We start from the raw sequence: 16663 nt of genomic DNA on the forward strand, positions 1-16663 counted from the left end.
CCCGCCGGTGGAAGTGAGAGTTCTCTCCAACTTCCCGCCGACGGGTACCGCTCACCTGTGCGATCGGACACCCGTCCGGGGTCCCCGCACGGCCCGGCTCAGCGTGCCGTGCGGGCCTCGGCCATCCGCTGCTCGGCGATCCGGTCGGCCGCGGCGGCCGGCGGGATCCCGTCCTCCTTCGCACGTGCGAAGATGGCCAGCGTGGTGTCGAAGATCTTCGCCGCCTTCGTCTTGCACCGGTCGAAGTCGAACCCGTGCAGCTCGTCGGCCACCTGGATGACCCCGCCCGCGTTGACCACGTAGTCCGGCGCGTAGAGGATCCCGCGGTCCGCGAGGTCCTTCTCCACTCCCGGGTGGGCGAGCTGGTTGTTGGCCGCGCCGCACACCACCCGCGCGGTGAGCACCGGCACGGAGAGGTCGTTCAGGGCGCCGCCCAGGGCGCAGGGGGCGTAGATGTCCAGGCCCTCGACCCGGATCAGCTCCTCGGTGTCCGCGACGGCCGTCACGCCCTCGGGGTGCTGGTCGAGGATCCGCCGCACGGCCTCGGCACGCACGTCGGTGATCACGACCTCGGCGCCCTCGTCGAGCAGGTGCCGCACCAAGTGGTGGCCGACCTTGCCGACGCCCGCGACACCGACCTTGCGGCCGCGCAGGGACGGGTCGCCCCACAGGTGCTGGGCGGAGGCGCGCATGCCCTGGTAGACGCCGAAGGCGGTGAGCACGGAGGAGTCGCCGGCGCCGCCGTTCTCGGGGGAGCGGCCGGTGGTCCAGCGGCACTCGCGGGCCACGACGTCCATGTCGGCGACGTAGGTGCCGACGTCGCAGGCGGTGACGTAGCGTCCGCCGAGCGAGGCGACCATGCGGCCGTAGGCGAGGAGCAGCTCCTCGGTCTTGTCGCGCTCCGGATCGCCGATGATCACGGCCTTGCCGCCGCCGTGGTCGAGACCGGCCATGGCGTTCTTGTACGACATCCCGCGCGCCAGGTTGAGGGCGTCGGCGACGGCCTCCGCCTCGGTCGCGTACGGGTAGAAGCGGGTGCCGCCGAGGGCCGGGCCCAGGGCGGTGGAGTGGATGGCGATCACGGCTTTGAGGCCGGACGCACGGTCCTGGCAGAGCACGACCTGCTCGTGGCCTCCCTGGTCCGAGTGGAACAGGGTGTGCAGGACATCAGCAGGTGCGCCGGTTACGTCGGTCACTGTGGTGACTCCTGTGTAAGTAGCGGCGGGTGGGGCGTAGCCCCCGTGCGGGTGGCGGGGTGCTGGCATGAGAGTAGAGCCTCGGCATGACCACCATCCGCGCAGTGTTCAGGATCACTCTCCCGCGTCGTTCGCGCACGCATGACCGTGGCACGATTCGCCTGGGTTTCGAGCCGGGTCCGATGGGGAGGGAGCAGGCGTGCCCAAGGTGTCCTCCGTGGTCGTCCCCTACGCCGCGTACCTGCGCGTGTACGAGCCTCTGGGCGCCTTCCCGGAGCCGGAACGCGGCCACTGGGAGCGCTACGCCCGCCGCGCCGACCGCCCCTCCTACCAGGACGAACTGCGGCGCTCACTCGCGGACTTGCTGCCCACCCCGCCGATCGCGGTGCCGGTGCACGAGAGCGGGGACGCCTTCGTGGCGGAGGTCGACGGGGTGACCTGCGTGTGTCCCTGGCGGACCCGGCTGCGCGGCTGGCTGGCCCTGGACGAGCTCGGCGAGGAGCTGCCGCCGCCGGTGCTGGACGCGGTGCTGCCGCCCGTGGTGCGCCGGCAGGCCGCCCAGGACTACGAGCGCTGGCTCGCCCGCAACCCCGACGCCCGCCCGTGGATCCGCACGGCGACCTGGCAGATCCCGCTGAACTGGTTCGTCCTGGTCGGGGACGAGGAGCGGCGGTACGACAAGGGGACCGCCGAGGCGCCCCCGATGCTGCGCTACCGCACGCCCATGGTGCAGGCCCGCCGCCGGGTGGCGCGGGCCCTGCGCACGCTGAAGGAGACCGTCGAGGAAGGCCCGCTGATCGACGGGCTGCTGGACGTCGGCCGCTGGCTGGAGGAGTTCCACCCGCGCTCGCTGGTGGAGCTGGACTACGGCGGTCTGGTGCACGTGCTGCCGGCCGGCGAGCTGGAGGACGACCACTCGGCGGCGGACGTGGCCGACGGCATCGAGGCGCTGCGGCGGGGCGACGGGGTGGCGGCCGGAGCGGCCTACGGGCGGCTCGTGGAGCGTTGGCGGACGGCACGGGACCGGCGTTCCGCGAACTGAGTGACGTACGTCACGGCTCGAACGCCGTCGAACGACGTACGGTCTACGACACATGACCATCTGACGGGATGTTGGTCCCGATCTGGACTTTTGTCCCAAGGGTGATGGACGGCACTTACGCGGCCCTTGCGCCTCTTGCCGCCCCTCATGCCAAAATAGGACAAGGAGTCCGGGGAGGGCTCCGTCCGTCCAACTATGCTCCATCATGGGCGGATTCTCAGCATTGCACGCTTTGGGGGGTCTGGTGACTCCTGATCGTCCTGTGACTGATCGTCACAGTGGCGTGACTGTCCGCTATGGCATGGTCCATCGGCTTCCGTCGCTGATGAACACCTGGGAGGGCAATTCCATCGGTTTGGCCGACGCGGCTGGACAGATGGTGTAGTTGTAGTGCCGAGGACAAGCCGTTCGTCCTATAACCGACTCGACTCGCGTCCGCCATTTCGGGCAACGCGGGTCAAGGTGCAGAATTTAGAGGAAAGAACCGAGAAGGTTCGGTTCTCCCGAGGAGGCCGCTCATGACCGCTCGCACCCCTGATGCCGAGCCGCTGCTGACCCCGGCTGAGGTCGCCACCATGTTCCGTGTCGACCCCAAGACGGTCACGCGGTGGGCGAAGGCCGGCAAGCTCACTTCGATCCGTACGCTCGGCGGGCACCGCCGCTATCGCGAGGCCGAGGTCCGCGCACTGCTCGCGGGCATCCCGCAGCAGCGCAGCGAGGCCTGAACAACTGAATAACCGGGCAAAACGGCTGGTCCCCCAACTGGTCGCGGCGCCCGAACCCTAGCTACAAGCGACGCGGGACCTGCCCCAACAGGGCCCACGCCCAAGCCGAAGAGAACGTTGTAGGCAGCCACACAGGGTGCGTCGTAGATCGCGCTGGACTCCGCCGGGTCCAGCGCGATCTTTTTTGTGCGCTGGTCGCGGGCTGTGCGGGCACTCCGTGAGCGGCCTTGTCGGAGTCTGGGGAGGGGTGTCGGAAGCGCTGTGCGCGACCCTTGGGAGCGGTGCAATTGCACATATTAAATTGACCAGTTGTATGAAGGGGGTAAGTACCGCCCTTTCAAAAACTCATGCGGTGACTCCCGTCACACGCGCGTTCGCTTGTCGCCCGTAGCACGGGTGGGTTAGAGGAGGCGGATCTCAGGCGCTACGGGGACTCTCGTCCTCGGCCGGCTCGTCGTCCACGTCCTGGGGGCAGGGGCCGGCGTCCATCGCCAGGCGCAGCAGGCGATGACAGACGGCGCAGTGGCGGGTGAAGTGCCGGTAGGACGAGGCGGCCGACAGATGCGCCCTCAGGAGCGCCCGTGTCTCGTGCCTGGCCGATGCCGTCATACGCCACCTCCAGGGGCCGCACGGGAAGAACGGGCCCCGCTCCCTGGGTACCGAGCGAATGTGACGCAGTCAAGGCCGCGAGCGGCTCCGCCGGTTGGTGAAGGGCATGCGAGAGGGCCCCCATCCGACTGGCGGATGAGGGCCCTCTTCTTGCGGTCCTGACGGGATTTGAACCCGCGGCCTCCACCTTGACAGGGTGGCGAGCACTCCAAACTGCTCCACAGGACCAGGTTTCGCTGCGCTTGACTTGCCGTCCTGCGCTGCGAGAGAGACTGTACAGGAGGTGGGCCCGCCTGGTCGAACTCACCCCCTGTGAGCACTCGGCTACGGTACGGCGGCGTCGATCGCCTTCACGATCCGCTTGTCGGAGACGGGGTACGCCGTGCCCAGGGCGTGGGCGAAGTAGCTGACCCTCAGCTCCTCGATCATCCAGCGGATGTCCAGGACCTGCCGCGGCACCGGGCGGCCCTTGGGCAGCTGCTCCAGCAGCCAGGCGTACTCGTCCTGCATCTCGTGGACCTTCTCCATACGGGTCGTGTCCCGCTGGACGCCGGTGGGCATCTGCTGGAGGCGCCGGTCGGCGGCCACCAGGTAGCGCATGAGGTCCGGCAGCCGCCGTATGCCCGCCCAGGTCACGAAGCCGGGCTTCACGAGGGCGTCCAGCTGCTTGCGGACGTCCGTGAGGTTCGCGAGCAGCGCCGGGCTGCCGACGGCCTTCAGGCGCCGCTCACAGGCCTGCCAGGCGGCGAGGACCTGCTGCACCTGGCCGACCGCGCGGACCGTCGTGTCCACGATCTCGGCGCGCACCTTGTCGAACAGCTTCCGGTACGACTCCTCGTCCCACGCCGGTCCGCCGAAGTCGCCGATCAGCTTGTCCGCCGCGGCCATCGCGCAGTCGTCGAACAGTGCCTGGACGGACCCGTGCGGGTTGGCCGACAGGCCGAGCTTCTGCTGGTTGGTCAGCTTGTCCGAGGCGAACTTCGCCGGGTTCACCGGGATGTTGCGCAGGATCAGCCGGCGGGTGCCCTTCCACATGGCCTCCGCCTGCTCGGCCTCGGTGTCGAAGAGCCGGACGGAGACCGTGTCGCCGTCGTCCACCAGCGCCGGGTACGCCTTGACGGGCTGGCCGGCCCTGCGGGTCTCGAAGACGCGGGTGAGCGTGCCGATCGTCCAGTCGGTCAGGCCCGTGCGCTCCAGCGACTCGCCGCCCTCCCGGGACGCGGTCGCGGCCGCGGCCTGGGAGAGGGCCTTGCGGGCCTTCGGCTTCAGCGAGAGCTTCAGCGCCTCCAGGTCCTTGTCCTCGGCCAGCTTGCGGCGCCGCTCGTCGACGATCCTGAAGGTGATCCTCAGGTGGTCGGGGACCCGGGCCCAGTCGAAGTCCTCCGCCTCGAAGGGCACACCGACCATCCGCTTGAGCTCGCGGGCCATCGTCACGGTCAGCGGCTCCTGCAGGGGCACCGCCCGCTCCAGGAACGCCTTCGCGTAGTTCGGGGCGGGCACGTAGTTGCGGCGCACGGGCTTGGGCAGGGAGCGGATCAGCTCCGTGACGACCTCCTCGCGCAGGCCCGGGATCTGCCAGTCGAAGCCCTCGTCCGTGACCTGGTTGAGGACCTGGAGCGGGATGTGCACGGTGACACCGTCGGCGTCCGCGCCCGGCTCGAACTGGTACGTCACCCGGAACTTGAGCTGCCCCTGCCGCCAGGAGTCCGGATAGTCGGCCTTGGTGACCGCCTCCGCCGACTCCCGGATGAGCATCTCCCGCTCGAAGTCGAGGAAGTCGGGCTGCTCGTGCCGCTTGTGCTTCCACCACGAGTCGAAGTGGGCGCCGGACACCACGTGCTCGGGCACCCGCTGGTCGTAGAAGTCGAAGAGCGTGTCGTCGTCGACCACGATGTCCCGGCGCCTCGCCCGGTGCTCCAGTTCCTCGACCTCGCTGAGGAGCCTGCGGTTGTCGGCGAAGAACTTGTGGTGCGTGCGCCAGTCGCCCTCGACCAGGGCGTTGCGGATGAACAGTTCGCGGCTGACCTCGGCGTCGATCCGGCCGTAGTTCACCTTCCGCTGGGCGACGATCGGGACGCCGTACAGCGTCACCTTCTCGTACGCCATCACGGCCGCCTGGTCCTTCTCCCAGTGCGGTTCGCTGTACGTCCGCTTCAGGAGGTGGCCGGCGAGCGGTTCGACCCACTCGGGCTCGATCTTCGCGTTGACCCGTGCCCACAGCCGGCTCGTCTCGACCAGCTCGGCCGACATCACGAACTTCGGCTGCTTCCTGAAGAGCGCCGAGCCCGGGAAGACGGCGAACTTGGCGTTGCGGGCGCCCAGGTACTCGTTCTTGTTGCCGTCCTTCACGTCCTTCATCCCGACGTGGGACAGGAGGCCGGCGAGGAGGGAGACGTGGACGCGGTCGGCGGGGGCCTCGGCACCCGCCGGGTGCTCCTCCAGGTGCATGCCCATCTGCTTGGCGACCGTGCGCAGCTGGGTGTAGATGTCCTGCCATTCGCGGATGCGCAGGAAGTTCAGGTACTCCTGCTTGCACATCCGGCGGAAGGAGCTGGAGCCCCGCTCCTTCTGCTGCTCGCGGACGTACCGCCACAGGTTCAGGTAGGCGAGGAAGTCGCTCGTCTCGTCCTTGAAGCGGGCGTGCTGCTGGTCGGCCTGCGCCTGCTTGTCGGCCGGGCGTTCGCGCGGGTCCTGGATGGACAGGGCGGCCGCGATGACCATGACCTCGCGGACACAGCCGTTCTTGTCCGCCTCCAGCACCATGCGGGCGAGACGCGGGTCGACAGGCAGCTGGGCCAGCTTGCGGCCGGTGTCGGTGAGCCGCTTGCGGGCGTCCTTCTGGTCCGGGTCCAGCGCGCCGAGCTCCTGCAGCAGCTGCACGCCGTCGCGGATGTTGCGGTGGTCCGGCGGGTCGATGAAGGGGAACTTCTCGATGTCGCCGAGGCCCGCGGCGGTCATCTGGAGGATGACGGAGGCCAGGTTCGTACGGAGGATCTCGGCGTCCGTGAACTCCGGGCGGGCGACGAAGTCGTCCTCGGAGTACAGACGGATGCAGATGCCGTCGCTCGTGCGGCCGCAACGGCCCTTGCGCTGGTTGGCGCTGGCCTGCGACACCGGCTCGATGGGCAGCCGCTGGACCTTGGTGCGGTGGCTGTAGCGGCTGATCCGGGCGAAGCCGGGGTCGATGACGTACTTGATGCCGGGGACCGTGAGGGAGGTCTCGGCGACGTTGGTCGCCAGAACGATCCTGCGTCCGGTGTGCGGCTGGAACACCCGGTGCTGCTCGGCGTGGGACAGCCGGGCGTACAGGGGCAGTACCTCCGTGAACCGGTACTTCTTCTTCTCCAGGGCGTCCGCCGTGTCCCGGATCTCCCGCTCGCCCGAGAGGAAGACGAGGATGTCCCCCTGTCCCTCCGCCATCAGTTCCTCGACGGCGTCGGTGATGGCGGTGATCTGGTCCCGGTCGGAGTCGTCCGAGTCCTCCTCGAGGAGGGGCCGGTAGCGCACCTCCACCGGGTAGGTGCGGCCGCTGACCTCGATGATCGGGGCGTCGCCGAAGTGCCGCGAGAAGCGCTCAGGGTCGATGGTCGCCGAGGTGATGACGACCTTGAGGTCCGGCCGCTTCGGGAGCAGTTGGGCGAGGTAGCCGAGCAGGAAGTCGATGTTGAGGGACCGCTCGTGGGCCTCGTCGATGATGATCGTGTCGTAGGCGCGCAGCTCGCGGTCCGTCTGGATCTCGGCGAGCAGGATGCCGTCCGTCATCAGCTTGATGAAGGTGGCGTCCGGGTTCACCTGGTCGGTGAAACGGACCTTCCAGCCGACGGCCTCGCCGAGGGGGGTCCGCAGCTCGTCCGCGACCCGCTCGGCGACCGTACGGGCGGCGATCCGGCGGGGCTGGGTGTGGCCGATCATGCCGCGGACGCCACGGCCGAGCTCCACGCAGATCTTCGGGATCTGCGTCGTCTTGCCGGACCCGGTCTCACCGGCGACGATGACGACCTGGTGATCGCGGATGGCGGCCGCGATCTCGTCCTTCTTCTGGCTGACGGGCAGCTGTTCCGGATACGTGACCGCGGGCACGCGCGAGCGGCGCTCGGCCATCCGGGCCTCGGCCTTGCCGATCTCGCCTTCGATCTCGGCGATGACGGTGGCGCGGGCCTCCGGCTTACGGATCTTGCGCGCGCCCTCGAGCCGCCGCCCGAGCCGATGCGCGTCGCGCAGCGAGAGCTCGGTCAGACGGGGGGCGAGGGGGCCGAGGGCGGGGGCGGGATGCGTAGACATACGCGGTCCAGGATCTCACCTCGGCCAAAAGAGAGGCGAACGATTTGACCGTGGGTGGCGCCACCGTCGGGGGAGAAGGGTGAACCGGCCGCCCGGCCTGGGGCGGCCCGCACCGGGCGAGCACCGCGCGGCGATGGGAAAGTGTCCGGTATGCCCGATTCGCCGCATGGAGAGCACGGTCGGCCGCCCACCGGCGCGGAGCGCTTCGCCCGGTTCCGCGCGTCCCCCTTCCTCCCGGCGACGGTCCTGCTGCTGCTCATCGCCGCCGCGGCCGGCCTCTTCGCCGGTTCCTACACGTACGCCATGGCCAACCCGACCCCGCACAGCATTCCCACGGCGGTGATCGGCCCCTACGGCGATCCTGCGGCCCGGCGGTTCGTGGGGGCCATGGAGCAGGCCCTGGACACCTCCCTCAGGCTGCGCGAGTACGGCGACAGGGCGGACGCGGTGCGCGCGGTGGACGAGCAGAAGGTGTTCGCGGTGTTCGAGGCGCCCGTCGGCCGGGCGATCACCCTGGACGTGTCCTCGGCGTCCGGGGCGTCGGTCGCCCAGGTGCTCGGCGAGACGGCGCTGAAGGTGGGCAGGGCGACCGGCACGCCCGTGGTGGTCCACGATCTCAAGCCGTTGCAGAAGGGCGACCCCAGAGGACTGGCGATCTTCTACATCTCCCTCGCGGCCGTCATCATCGGCTTCGTCGGCGCCATCCAGCTCAGCGTGCACGCACGGGCGCTGAACCCCATGGAACGCATCGGGTTCACCGCCGCGTACGCCGTACTCGGCGGGTTCGTGATCGCGGCGGTGGTGGACTGGCTGCTGGGGGCGCTCGACCTGCCGTTCGCGGAGTCGTGGGCCATCCTCACCCTGACGATGTTCGCCTCCGGCATGGTGTTCACGATGTTCAACACCCTCGTCGGGCGCTGGGCCATGCTGCCGACCTGGGGCCTGATGGTGCTGCTGGGCAACCCGTCGTCCGGCGGTGCCGTCTCCTGGCCGCTGCTGCCGTCGCCGCTCGGCCTCGTCGGGCGCTGGCTGCCGCCCGGCGCGTCGGTGAACGCCCAGCACACGGCGGTGTACTTCCGAGGGCACCAGCACGCCTTCCCGTTCCTGGTGCTGGCCGGCTGGGCGGTCGTCTCCTGCGCGGTCTTCCTGATCTGGCGGCACCGGCATCCGGGCGGCCGGCCGAGCGGCCCGGCGCACGCGGCCTAGGGGTGCGCCGGCCTAGGGGGTGCGCGGGGCGGGCGGTGCCGCCGGGACGGCTTCCGCGTGCCGGCGGGCCGCCGCGTCACCGAGGGCGATCGTCTTCGCGGTGTTGGAGATGGCCTTGATTCCCAGGTAGGCGGTGGTCATGGTGCTGACCGCGGTGAACGCGGCGGTCAGCACACCGACGATCACGGCCTTGTCGCCGTCTAGCCGCCACACGCCGAAGATCGCGACCCCGGCGATCGCGAGATTGCTGACGAGGACCGCGAGCAGCCCGTAGAGCGCCCGGTTCTTCTCCAGTTCGGTCTCCCGAATGGCTCTGGCCTCGTCGTCCCGGCTCATCTCTTCCCCCCGGCAGCCGCCCACGGACACATCCGGTCCGATCAGCCTGAAACGTAGCGCTGTCCCGGAGACGACGAAACCCCCTTCCGGTAACCCGGAAGGGGGTTTCGCTGCGGTGGCTGGGGCCGGGGTCGAACCGGCGACCTTCCGCTTTTCAGGCGGACGCTCGTACCAACTGAGCTACCCAGCCACGAGGTTTCACGTGAAACCTCAGCGGTCCTGACGGGATTTGAACCCGCGGCCTCCACCTTGACAGGGTGGCGAGCACTCCAAACTGCTCCACAGGACCAAGCGTGTGTGCAACAGTGTCGCACACGATCTTGCGTGCCCCCAACGGGATTCGAACCCGTGCTACCGCCTTGAAAGGGCGGCGTCCTAGGCCGCTAGACGATGAGGGCTATCGGCCCGCCTGGGCGCTTCTCAGCGCGTCGGGGACGTGAGAAGCATATGGGATGGCGGGGAGGATCGCCAAAACGGTTTACGGGGCCCGACGGGACGCCGGACCGGAGGGCGTGCCGGACAGGGTGCCGGACGGTGTGGGGTCCGGGGACGCCCCGATCCCGTTCTCGTCCGCGAGGTGGCGGCTGACCTCGGCCGTCGTGAGTCCCAGGCCGCCCAGCTTGATGGCGTCCCAGGCCTGCAGGCGCTTGCTGTCGCGGTCGAAGTAGAGGATCGAGGCCTCGATGGGTGCGGGGTACTGCCGCTCGACCGCGCGCAGTCCGCTGCCGCCGGTCGAGCCCTCCATGCGCAGCCGGGTGCCGTACTTCAGCATCTCGGTGCCCTGGTGGTGCAGGTGGCCGCAGAGCACCAGCGGCACCTCGCCGTCGGTCTCGCGGGCCGCGGCCGGCTCGTGGGCGATCGCCACGTCCGCCGGGGTGCCGGACGCGCGCTGGTCCCGCAGGGCGCTGGCCAGCCGGTCGCCCGCCAGCTCCTCCGACCTGTCCCCGCCGGGCACCGCCGAGCGGTCGGGGGTGAACTGCGGATCGCCCATGCCCGCGAAGCGCAGCCCGCCGACGGTCTCCGCCCGGCCGTCGTCCAGGACGTGCACGTTCTTGATGCGCTCCAGATAGCGCTGCGTGGTGCGCGAGTCGTGGTTGCCCCGCACCCAGACGTACGGCGCCCCCAGGTCGCCGATCGGGTCGAGGAAGCCGTTCTCCGCCGCCGCGCCGTGGTCCATGGTGTCGCCGGAGTCGACGATCACATTCACCCTGTACTGCTTCACCAGCGAGGCGATGATCTTCCAGCTCGCCGGGTTCAGATGGATGTCCGACACGTGCAGGACCCGGATCGTGGAGGGGTCGGGCTGATAGGCCGGGAGCGTGGACGTGACGTCGTAGAGCTTGGTCACGTTCGTCACCAGGCGGGCCAACTCCTTCTGGTAGACGTCGAATTCCGTGACGATGCTGCGTGCGTTGCCGACCACGGACGGGGCCGAGCTCAGCAGGCCGGAGAACTTCGGCTCCAGGACCGACTTCGGGTTCCAGGTGGCGTACGCCGACGCGCCCGAGGCGGCCAGCAGCGCCAGGGCCAGCCCGCCCGCCGCGAGGGCACGGCGCGGACGGCGGTAGACGGCGAGGCCGAGGGCGGTCGCGCCGGTGACGACAGCGACGCACGAGCGCACGGCCAGGTCGAGCGTGCCGTGCTCGACGTCGTCGGTGACCTCGTCCTGAAGGCCGGAGAGCCGCTCGGGGTGGTCCACCAGGGCCTGCGAGCGCAGCGGGTCCAGCTGGTCGACGTTCACGTCCAGGCGGACGGGGGCCACGTGGCTGTCGAGTGTCAGCGCGCCCAGCGGGGAGATGTTGATCTTCGTGCCGCCGGTGAGGGAGGGACGCAGCGCCATCGTCGTGTTCATCGGGCCGACCGGGGCCCGGACGTTGCCGACGATCAGCAGGCCCAGCCAGGCGCCGATCAGCACCACCGTCGTCAGGCCGAGGGCGCTGAGCCAGGGGCGTGGGCGGGCGGCGAGTTCGAGGGCGGGCTGTTTCCCGCCGCGGCGGCGGGTGCGGTTCGGGGTGCGGTTCAGCATGCGGTCCAGGGCTGCGACGGGGACGCGGGCCATTGGACCCGTATGCCCATGGCCCCGGGGCGGTATGCGGCGCCCCGGCACGCGTCCGCCATTTCGTCCGCGCGTGCACGGGCCCCGCGATCCGGCCTCCCGTACCGGACAATGACCCTGTGCTGGAGATGACGCGCGAGGAGTTCGAGGAACTGGTCGCCGAGGCGCTGGACCGGATCCCGCCGGAGCTGACGCGGCTCATGGACAACGTGGCGGTGTTCGTCGAGGACGAACCGCCCGCCGAGGACCCCGAGCTGCTCGGGCTGTACGAGGGGACTCCGCTGACCGACCGGGGCGAGTGGTACGCGGGCGTGCTGCCCGACCGGATCACCGTCTACCGGGGGCCGACGCTCAGGATGTGCGAGTCCCGCGAGGACGTCGTCGCGGAGACCGAGGTGACCGTGGTGCACGAGATCGCCCATCACTTCGGCATCGACGACGCGCGGCTGCACGCCCTGGGCTACGGGTGAGCCACGGCTGAGCGTCGATTCGAACGCGGCGCGTGTCCTCTTGCGGGCGGCGGGAGTTGGGGAGGTTGACTCTTTTCCCGCCCCCGGAGGTGGCCGCCGTGCGCCCCTTGTACGTACCCGCCCGTCTGGCCGCCGCGGTGCTGACCGTCGCCGCTGCCGCCGGCTGTGTCAGCGTGGGCGACGACGCGGGGCCCGCCCGGCCCTCCCACTCCGCCGGGCAGCACGGGGGCGGGGCCCCGAACGGCGGTCCGGGCGGCGGCTCCGGCGGTTTCGGGTACGACGGCGGGGCGGGTGACGGCAAGCACGGGCACCGCGGCAAGGCGAAGCACGGGAAGTCGGCGTCGGCCTCGGCCACGCCGTCCGGGACGGACCGTACGACCACCGCGCCCGCGAAGCCGGGGAAGACGGTCAAGCCCGGCGACCCCGCGCCGACCGGGGCGGAGCCGACGCCCCCGCCCACCTCCGCCCCGCCCGAGCCGCCGCCCGCCTCCACCCCGCCGCCGCCCGCCTCGGAACCGCCCTCGGCCGAGCCGTCCTCCTCGGCGCACGAGGAGACGGGGCCGCAGCTGGTGCAGCGGGAGCCGGCGCCCGCCGCGGGCGCCGCCGCATGAGGGTCCCGTGCCGCCGACGGGCGAGGAGGCCGCCGGCGCCGGGGGCGAGAGGCGATGTGGCGGGCGTCTCCTGAGATCGGTTTGCCTTCGGGGGTGGGGGGTGCGTATGGTGGTAGATCGTTTGATCCCATTTGCCCGGCGCCACCGCAGAGCGCGCCGTGTGGCGCGTACTCTCCCTTGCCGTGGCGGACCGCATTGAGGCGGTCGTGAGCGAATCACGGAGTTGACGGGCGCGTGCCGAAGAGACTCCGGAAGGTTTCGCATTCGCATGTCCGTGTCCAGTACTGATCAGTTCGTCGTGTCCGAGAACGAGAACGAGCTCGTTGACGTGACGTCCGAGGTCACCGAGGCCCCCGAGGCCACTGACACCACCCCCCAGACCACCTTCGCCGACCTCGGCCTCCCCGAGGGCGTGGTGCGCAAGCTCGCGCAGAACGGCGTAACGACCCCCTTCCCGATCCAGGCCGCGACCATCCCGGACGCCCTGACCGGCAAGGACATCCTCGGCCGGGGCCGCACCGGCTCCGGCAAGACCCTCTCCTTCGGTCTGCCGACCCTGGCCCTGCTGGCCGGCGGCCGTACCGAGAAGAAGCGGCCCCGCGCCGTCATCCTCACCCCCACCCGTGAGCTGGCCATGCAGGTCGCCGACGCTCTCCAGCCCTACGGCGACGTCCTCGGCCTGAAGATGAAGGTCGTCTGCGGCGGTACGTCCATGGGCAACCAGATCTACGCCCTGGAGCGCGGCGTCGACATCCTCGTCGCCACCCCGGGCCGCCTGCGCGACATCATCAACCGCGGCGCCTGCTCCCTGGAGGACGTCCAGATCACCGTCCTCGACGAGGCCGACCAGATGTCCGACCTGGGCTTCCTGCCCGAGGTCACCGAGCTGCTCGACCAGGTCCCGGCCGGCGGCCAGCGAATGCTGTTCTCCGCGACCATGGAGAACGAGATCCAGACCCTCGTCGACCGCTACCTGAACAACCCCGTCTCCCACGAGGTGGACGCGGCCCAGGGCGCGGTGACGACCATGTCGCACCACATCCTCATCGTGAAGCCCAAGGACAAGGCGCCGGTCACGGCCGCGATCGCCTCCCGCAAGGGCCGCACGATCATCTTCGTCCGCACCCAGCTGGGCGCCGACCGCGTCGCCGAGCAGCTGCGCGAGTCCGGCGTAAAGGCCGACGCGCTGCACGGCGGCATGACCCAGGGCGCCCGTACCCGCACCCTGGCGGACTTCAAGGACGGTTACGTCAACGTCCTGGTCGCCACCGACGTCGCCGCCCGCGGTATCCACGTCGACGGCATCGACCTGGTCCTGAACGTGGACCCGGCCGGTGACCACAAGGACTACCTGCACCGTGCGGGCCGTACCGCGCGCGCCGGCCGCACCGGCACCGTGGTCTCCCTCTCGCTGCCGCACCAGCGGCGCCAGATCTTCCGCCTCATGGAGGACGCCGGCGTCGACGCGGGCCGCCACATCATCCAGGGCGGTGCCGCCTTCGAGCCGGAGGTCGCCGACATCACCGGCGCCCGCTCCATGACCGAGGTCCAGGCCGAGTCCGCCGGCAACGCCGCCCATCAGGCCGAGCGGGACGTCGCCCAGCTCACCAAGCAGCTGGAGCGCGCCCAGCGCCGTGCGACCGAACTGCGCGAGGAGGCCGACCGTCTGGTCGCCCGCGTGGCCCGCGAGCGCGGCGAGGACCCCGAGGCCGCGGTGGCCGAGGCCCAGGCGGCCGCGGCGGAGGCCGTGGTCGAGGCGGCCGCGGCCGTCGAGCAGGCGGCCGAGTGCGAGCAGCGTCCGGCGGCTTCGGCGCCGTACGAGCGCAAGGAGCGGCGTGGCTTCGAGCGCCGTGACGACCGTGGCGACCGTGGTGGCCGTGGCTTCGAGCGTCGTGACGACCGCGGTGACCGTGGTGGCCGTGGCTTCGAGCGTCGTGACGACCGCGGTGACCGTGGTGGCCGTTCCTTCGAGCGGCGTGACGACCGTCGTCCGTTCGACCGGGACCGCGACCGTGGCTTCGAGCGCCGTGACGACCGCGGTGACCGTGGTGGCCGTTCCTTCGAGCGCCGTGACGACCGCGGTGACCGCGGTGACCGCGGTGACCGTGGCGGCCGTGGCTTCGAGCGCCGCGAGGAGCGCCGTCCGTTCGAAGGCGACCGTGGCGGCCGTTCCTTCGAGCGCCGTGACGACCGCGGCGGCTTCCGCCGGGACGAGCGCGGTGGGCACCGGGGCAGCGACCGTCCGTTCAACCGCGACCGCCGCGACGACCGCCCGGGCTTCCGCTCCGGTGGTCACGACCGCCCCTTCGGCCGTCGTGACGACCACCGCGGCACCGGCTCCTTCGGCCGCCGCGAGGACAAGCCGCGCTGGAAGCGCAACGGCTGACGTTGAGTGAGCTCAGGGAAGGGCCCGTACGACTCCGGTCGTGCGGGCCCTTCCGCGTGTCCGGGCACCGGTCTCCGGCGGCCGGTGAGGCCGCACGGACCTCTTCGGGCCACACCGGTACCAGGCGTGGCGCATGTCACGCCCCTGGCGAGGGAATTGCTGGGGGCATGACAGATGACGCGAGCGCGAGCGGGCCGTCGGACGAGGAACGACTGGCCCAACTCGGCTACACCCAGGTCCTCGCCCGCCGGATGTCGGCGTTCTCGAACTACGCCGTCTCCTTCACGATCATCTCGGTGCTGTCCGGCTGCCTCACCCTGTACCTCTTCGGCATGATCACCGGCGGTCCGGCGGTGATCACCTGGGGCTGGGTCGCGGTCGGTCTGATGACCCTCTTCGTGGGTCTGTCGATGGCCGAGATCTGCTCCGCCTACCCGACCTCGGCCGGCCTGTACTTCTGGGCGCACCGCCTCGCGCCCCCGCGTTCGGCGGCGGCCTGGGCGTGGTTCACCGGCTGGTTCAACGTCCTGGGCCAGGTCGCGGTGACCGCGGGCATCGACTTCGGCGCGGCCTCCTTCCTTGGCGCCTACCTGAACCTCCAGTTCGACTTCGAGGTGACGCCCGGCCGCACGGTCCTGCTGTTCGCGGCGATCCTGGTGCTGCACGGCCTGCTGAACACCTTCGGCGTCCGCATCGTCGCCTTCCTGAACAGCGTGAGCGTGTGGTGGCACGTCCTCGGGGTCGCCGTCATCGTCGGCGCGCTGGCGTTCGTGCCCGACCACCACCAGTCGGCGTCGTTCGTCTTCACTCACTTCGTCAACGAGACCGGCTGGGGCAGCGGCCTCTACGTCGTCCTGCTCGGCCTGCTGATGGCCCAGTACACCTTCACCGGCTACGACGCCTCGGCCCACATGACGGAGGAGACCCACGACGCCTCCACGGCGGGGCCCAAGGGCATCGTCCGTTCCATCTGGACGTCCTGGATCGCGGGCTTCGTCCTGCTGCTGGGCTTCACCTTCGCGATCCAGTCCTACGACCGCGAGCTCGCCTCGCCCACCGGCGCACCGCCCGCCCAGATCCTGCTCGACGCCCTCGGCGCCACCACCGGCAAGCTCCTGCTGCTGGTGGTGATCGGGGCCCAGCTCTTCTGCGGCATGGCCTCCGTCACCGCCAACAGCCGTATGATCTACGCCTTCTCCCGCGACGGCGCGCTGCCCTTCTCGCACGTCTGGCACACCGTCAGCCCGCGCACCCGCACTCCCGTGGCAGCGGTCTGGCTGGCCGCGCTGGGCGCGCTCGCGCTGGGCCTGCCCTACCTCATCAACTCGACGGCCTACGCGGCGGTGACCTCGATCGCGGTCATCGGCCTCTACATCGCGTACGTCATCCCGACCTTCCTGCGGGTGCGCAAGGGCGACGCCTTCGAACGCGGGCCCTGGCACCTGGGCCGCTGGTCGAAGCCGATCGGTGTCGTCTCGGTCGTCTGGGTCGCCGCGATCACGATCCTGTTCATGCTGCCCCAGGTCGCCCCGGTCACCGGGAAGACCTTCAACTACGCCCCGGTCGCCGTCCTCGTCGTCCTGGGCTTCGCCGCCACCTGGTGGCTGGCCTCGGCACGCCACTGGTTCCTCAACCGGACCCTGGCCCCCACCCTGGAGCCGGTCGAAAAGTGACCAACCTGCCGCTCCGTCCCCGTCCGACGCGGCCGGGTCGCCGATACCCGATCGGAGACCCGGCCTCGTCCG

12 protein-coding genes and 4 tRNA genes are annotated in these 16663 nt (G+C 70.6%); 7 read left to right on the forward strand and 9 right to left on the reverse strand.

Going from position 1 to position 16663, the window contains the following annotated elements; all coding sequences use genetic code 11:
- Positions 1-98 precede the first annotated feature (98 nt).
- Complete coding sequence (locus tag BLW57_RS20955) at positions 99-1196, reverse strand: Leu/Phe/Val dehydrogenase (protein WP_093476493.1); 1098 nt, start codon at positions 1194-1196, stop codon at positions 99-101.
- 199 nt (positions 1197-1395) lie between these two features.
- On the opposite strand from BLW57_RS20955, the gene BLW57_RS20960 reads away from it, so the two are divergent.
- Complete coding sequence (locus BLW57_RS20960; RefSeq protein ID WP_093476495.1) at positions 1396-2238, forward strand: DUF8083 family protein; 843 nt, start codon at positions 1396-1398, stop codon at positions 2236-2238.
- A 518-nt stretch (positions 2239-2756) separates the two neighbouring features.
- Positions 2757-2963 carry a developmental transcriptional regulator BldC gene (gene bldC, locus BLW57_RS20965; protein ID WP_003949541.1) on the forward strand — a complete coding sequence of 69 codons (207 nt, stop codon included), beginning with the start codon at positions 2757-2759 and terminating at the stop codon, positions 2961-2963.
- Positions 2964-3380: 417 nt separating this feature from the next.
- Here the strand turns inward: bldC and BLW57_RS20970 are convergent, their stop codons facing one another.
- The 3 genes from BLW57_RS20970 to hrpA all read right to left on the reverse strand — a co-directional run bounded on the left by BLW57_RS20970 (position 3381) and on the right by hrpA (position 7853).
- Positions 3381-3572: a DUF6274 family protein gene (locus BLW57_RS20970; RefSeq protein WP_093476497.1), complete on the reverse strand. Its 192-nt coding sequence runs from the start codon at positions 3570-3572 to the stop codon at positions 3381-3383.
- A 153-nt stretch (positions 3573-3725) separates the two neighbouring features.
- Positions 3726-3800, reverse strand: a tRNA-Asp gene (locus BLW57_RS20975).
- A 96-nt stretch (positions 3801-3896) separates the two neighbouring features.
- Positions 3897-7853 carry an ATP-dependent RNA helicase HrpA gene (gene hrpA / locus BLW57_RS20980; protein ID WP_093476499.1) on the reverse strand — a complete coding sequence of 1319 codons (3957 nt, stop codon included), beginning with the start codon at positions 7851-7853 and terminating at the stop codon, positions 3897-3899.
- 150 nt (positions 7854-8003) lie between these two features.
- Between hrpA and BLW57_RS20985 the strand changes: the two genes are divergently transcribed.
- Positions 8004-9059 (forward strand): ABC-2 transporter permease, encoded by a 1056-nt coding sequence (locus BLW57_RS20985; protein WP_093476501.1) that lies wholly within the window; start codon positions 8004-8006, stop codon positions 9057-9059.
- 12 nt (positions 9060-9071) lie between these two features.
- Here the strand turns inward: BLW57_RS20985 and BLW57_RS20990 are convergent, their stop codons facing one another.
- From BLW57_RS20990 to BLW57_RS21010, 5 genes are all read right to left on the reverse strand, one after another.
- On the reverse strand, positions 9072-9395 hold the full coding sequence (locus BLW57_RS20990) for a hypothetical protein (protein WP_176985671.1): 324 nt from the start codon (positions 9393-9395) through the stop codon (positions 9072-9074).
- Between the two features lie 116 nt (positions 9396-9511).
- Positions 9512-9585 (reverse strand) — tRNA-Phe (locus BLW57_RS20995).
- A gap of 24 nt (positions 9586-9609) precedes the next feature.
- Positions 9610-9684, reverse strand: a tRNA-Asp gene (locus tag BLW57_RS21000).
- A gap of 36 nt (positions 9685-9720) precedes the next feature.
- Positions 9721-9793 (reverse strand) — tRNA-Glu (locus tag BLW57_RS21005).
- 80 nt (positions 9794-9873) lie between these two features.
- Positions 9874-11454, reverse strand: a complete 1581-nt coding sequence (locus BLW57_RS21010) for a metallophosphoesterase family protein (RefSeq protein ID WP_093476503.1) — start codon at positions 11452-11454, stop codon at positions 9874-9876.
- A gap of 116 nt (positions 11455-11570) precedes the next feature.
- Between BLW57_RS21010 and BLW57_RS21015 the strand changes: the two genes are divergently transcribed.
- From BLW57_RS21015 to BLW57_RS21030, 4 genes are all read left to right on the forward strand, one after another.
- Positions 11571-11921 (forward strand): metallopeptidase family protein, encoded by a 351-nt coding sequence (locus tag BLW57_RS21015; protein ID WP_180361919.1) that lies wholly within the window; start codon positions 11571-11573, stop codon positions 11919-11921.
- A 98-nt stretch (positions 11922-12019) separates the two neighbouring features.
- Positions 12020-12532: a hypothetical protein gene (locus BLW57_RS21020; protein ID WP_093480803.1), complete on the forward strand. Its 513-nt coding sequence runs from the start codon at positions 12020-12022 to the stop codon at positions 12530-12532.
- 268 nt (positions 12533-12800) lie between these two features.
- Positions 12801-14918, forward strand: a complete 2118-nt coding sequence (locus BLW57_RS21025; RefSeq protein ID WP_093476505.1) for a DEAD/DEAH box helicase — start codon at positions 12801-12803, stop codon at positions 14916-14918.
- A 167-nt stretch (positions 14919-15085) separates the two neighbouring features.
- Entirely contained in the window at positions 15086-16591 is a 1506-nt protein-coding gene (locus BLW57_RS21030; RefSeq protein WP_093476507.1) for an amino acid permease, read from the forward strand.
- The last annotated feature ends 72 nt before the right edge of the window (positions 16592-16663 follow it).

Source organism: Streptomyces sp. 1222.5, assembly GCF_900105245.1.
GTDB lineage: Bacteria > Actinomycetota > Actinomycetes > Streptomycetales > Streptomycetaceae > Streptomyces > Streptomyces albidocamelliae.

Bases quoted from the DNA above. Each gene is read 5' to 3' on its own strand.
- BLW57_RS20970 (WP_093476497.1), bottom strand. From the start codon at position 3,572: ATGACGGCATCGGCCAGGCACGAGACACGGGCGCTCCTGAGGGCGCAT.
- BLW57_RS20985 (WP_093476501.1), top strand. From the start codon at position 8,004: ATGCCCGATTCGCCGCATGGAGAGCACGGTCGGCCGCCCACCGGCGCG.
- hrpA (WP_093476499.1), bottom strand. From the start codon at position 7,853: ATGTCTACGCATCCCGCCCCCGCCCTCGGCCCCCTCGCCCCCCGTCTG.
- BLW57_RS20990 (WP_176985671.1), bottom strand. From the start codon at position 9,395: ATGAGCCGGGACGACGAGGCCAGAGCCATTCGGGAGACCGAACTGGAG.
- BLW57_RS21010 (WP_093476503.1), bottom strand. From the start codon at position 11,454: ATGGCCCGCGTCCCCGTCGCAGCCCTGGACCGCATGCTGAACCGCACC.
- BLW57_RS21025 (WP_093476505.1), top strand. From the start codon at position 12,801: ATGTCCGTGTCCAGTACTGATCAGTTCGTCGTGTCCGAGAACGAGAAC.
- bldC (WP_003949541.1), top strand. From the start codon at position 2,757: ATGACCGCTCGCACCCCTGATGCCGAGCCGCTGCTGACCCCGGCTGAG.
- BLW57_RS21030 (WP_093476507.1), top strand. From the start codon at position 15,086: ATGACAGATGACGCGAGCGCGAGCGGGCCGTCGGACGAGGAACGACTG.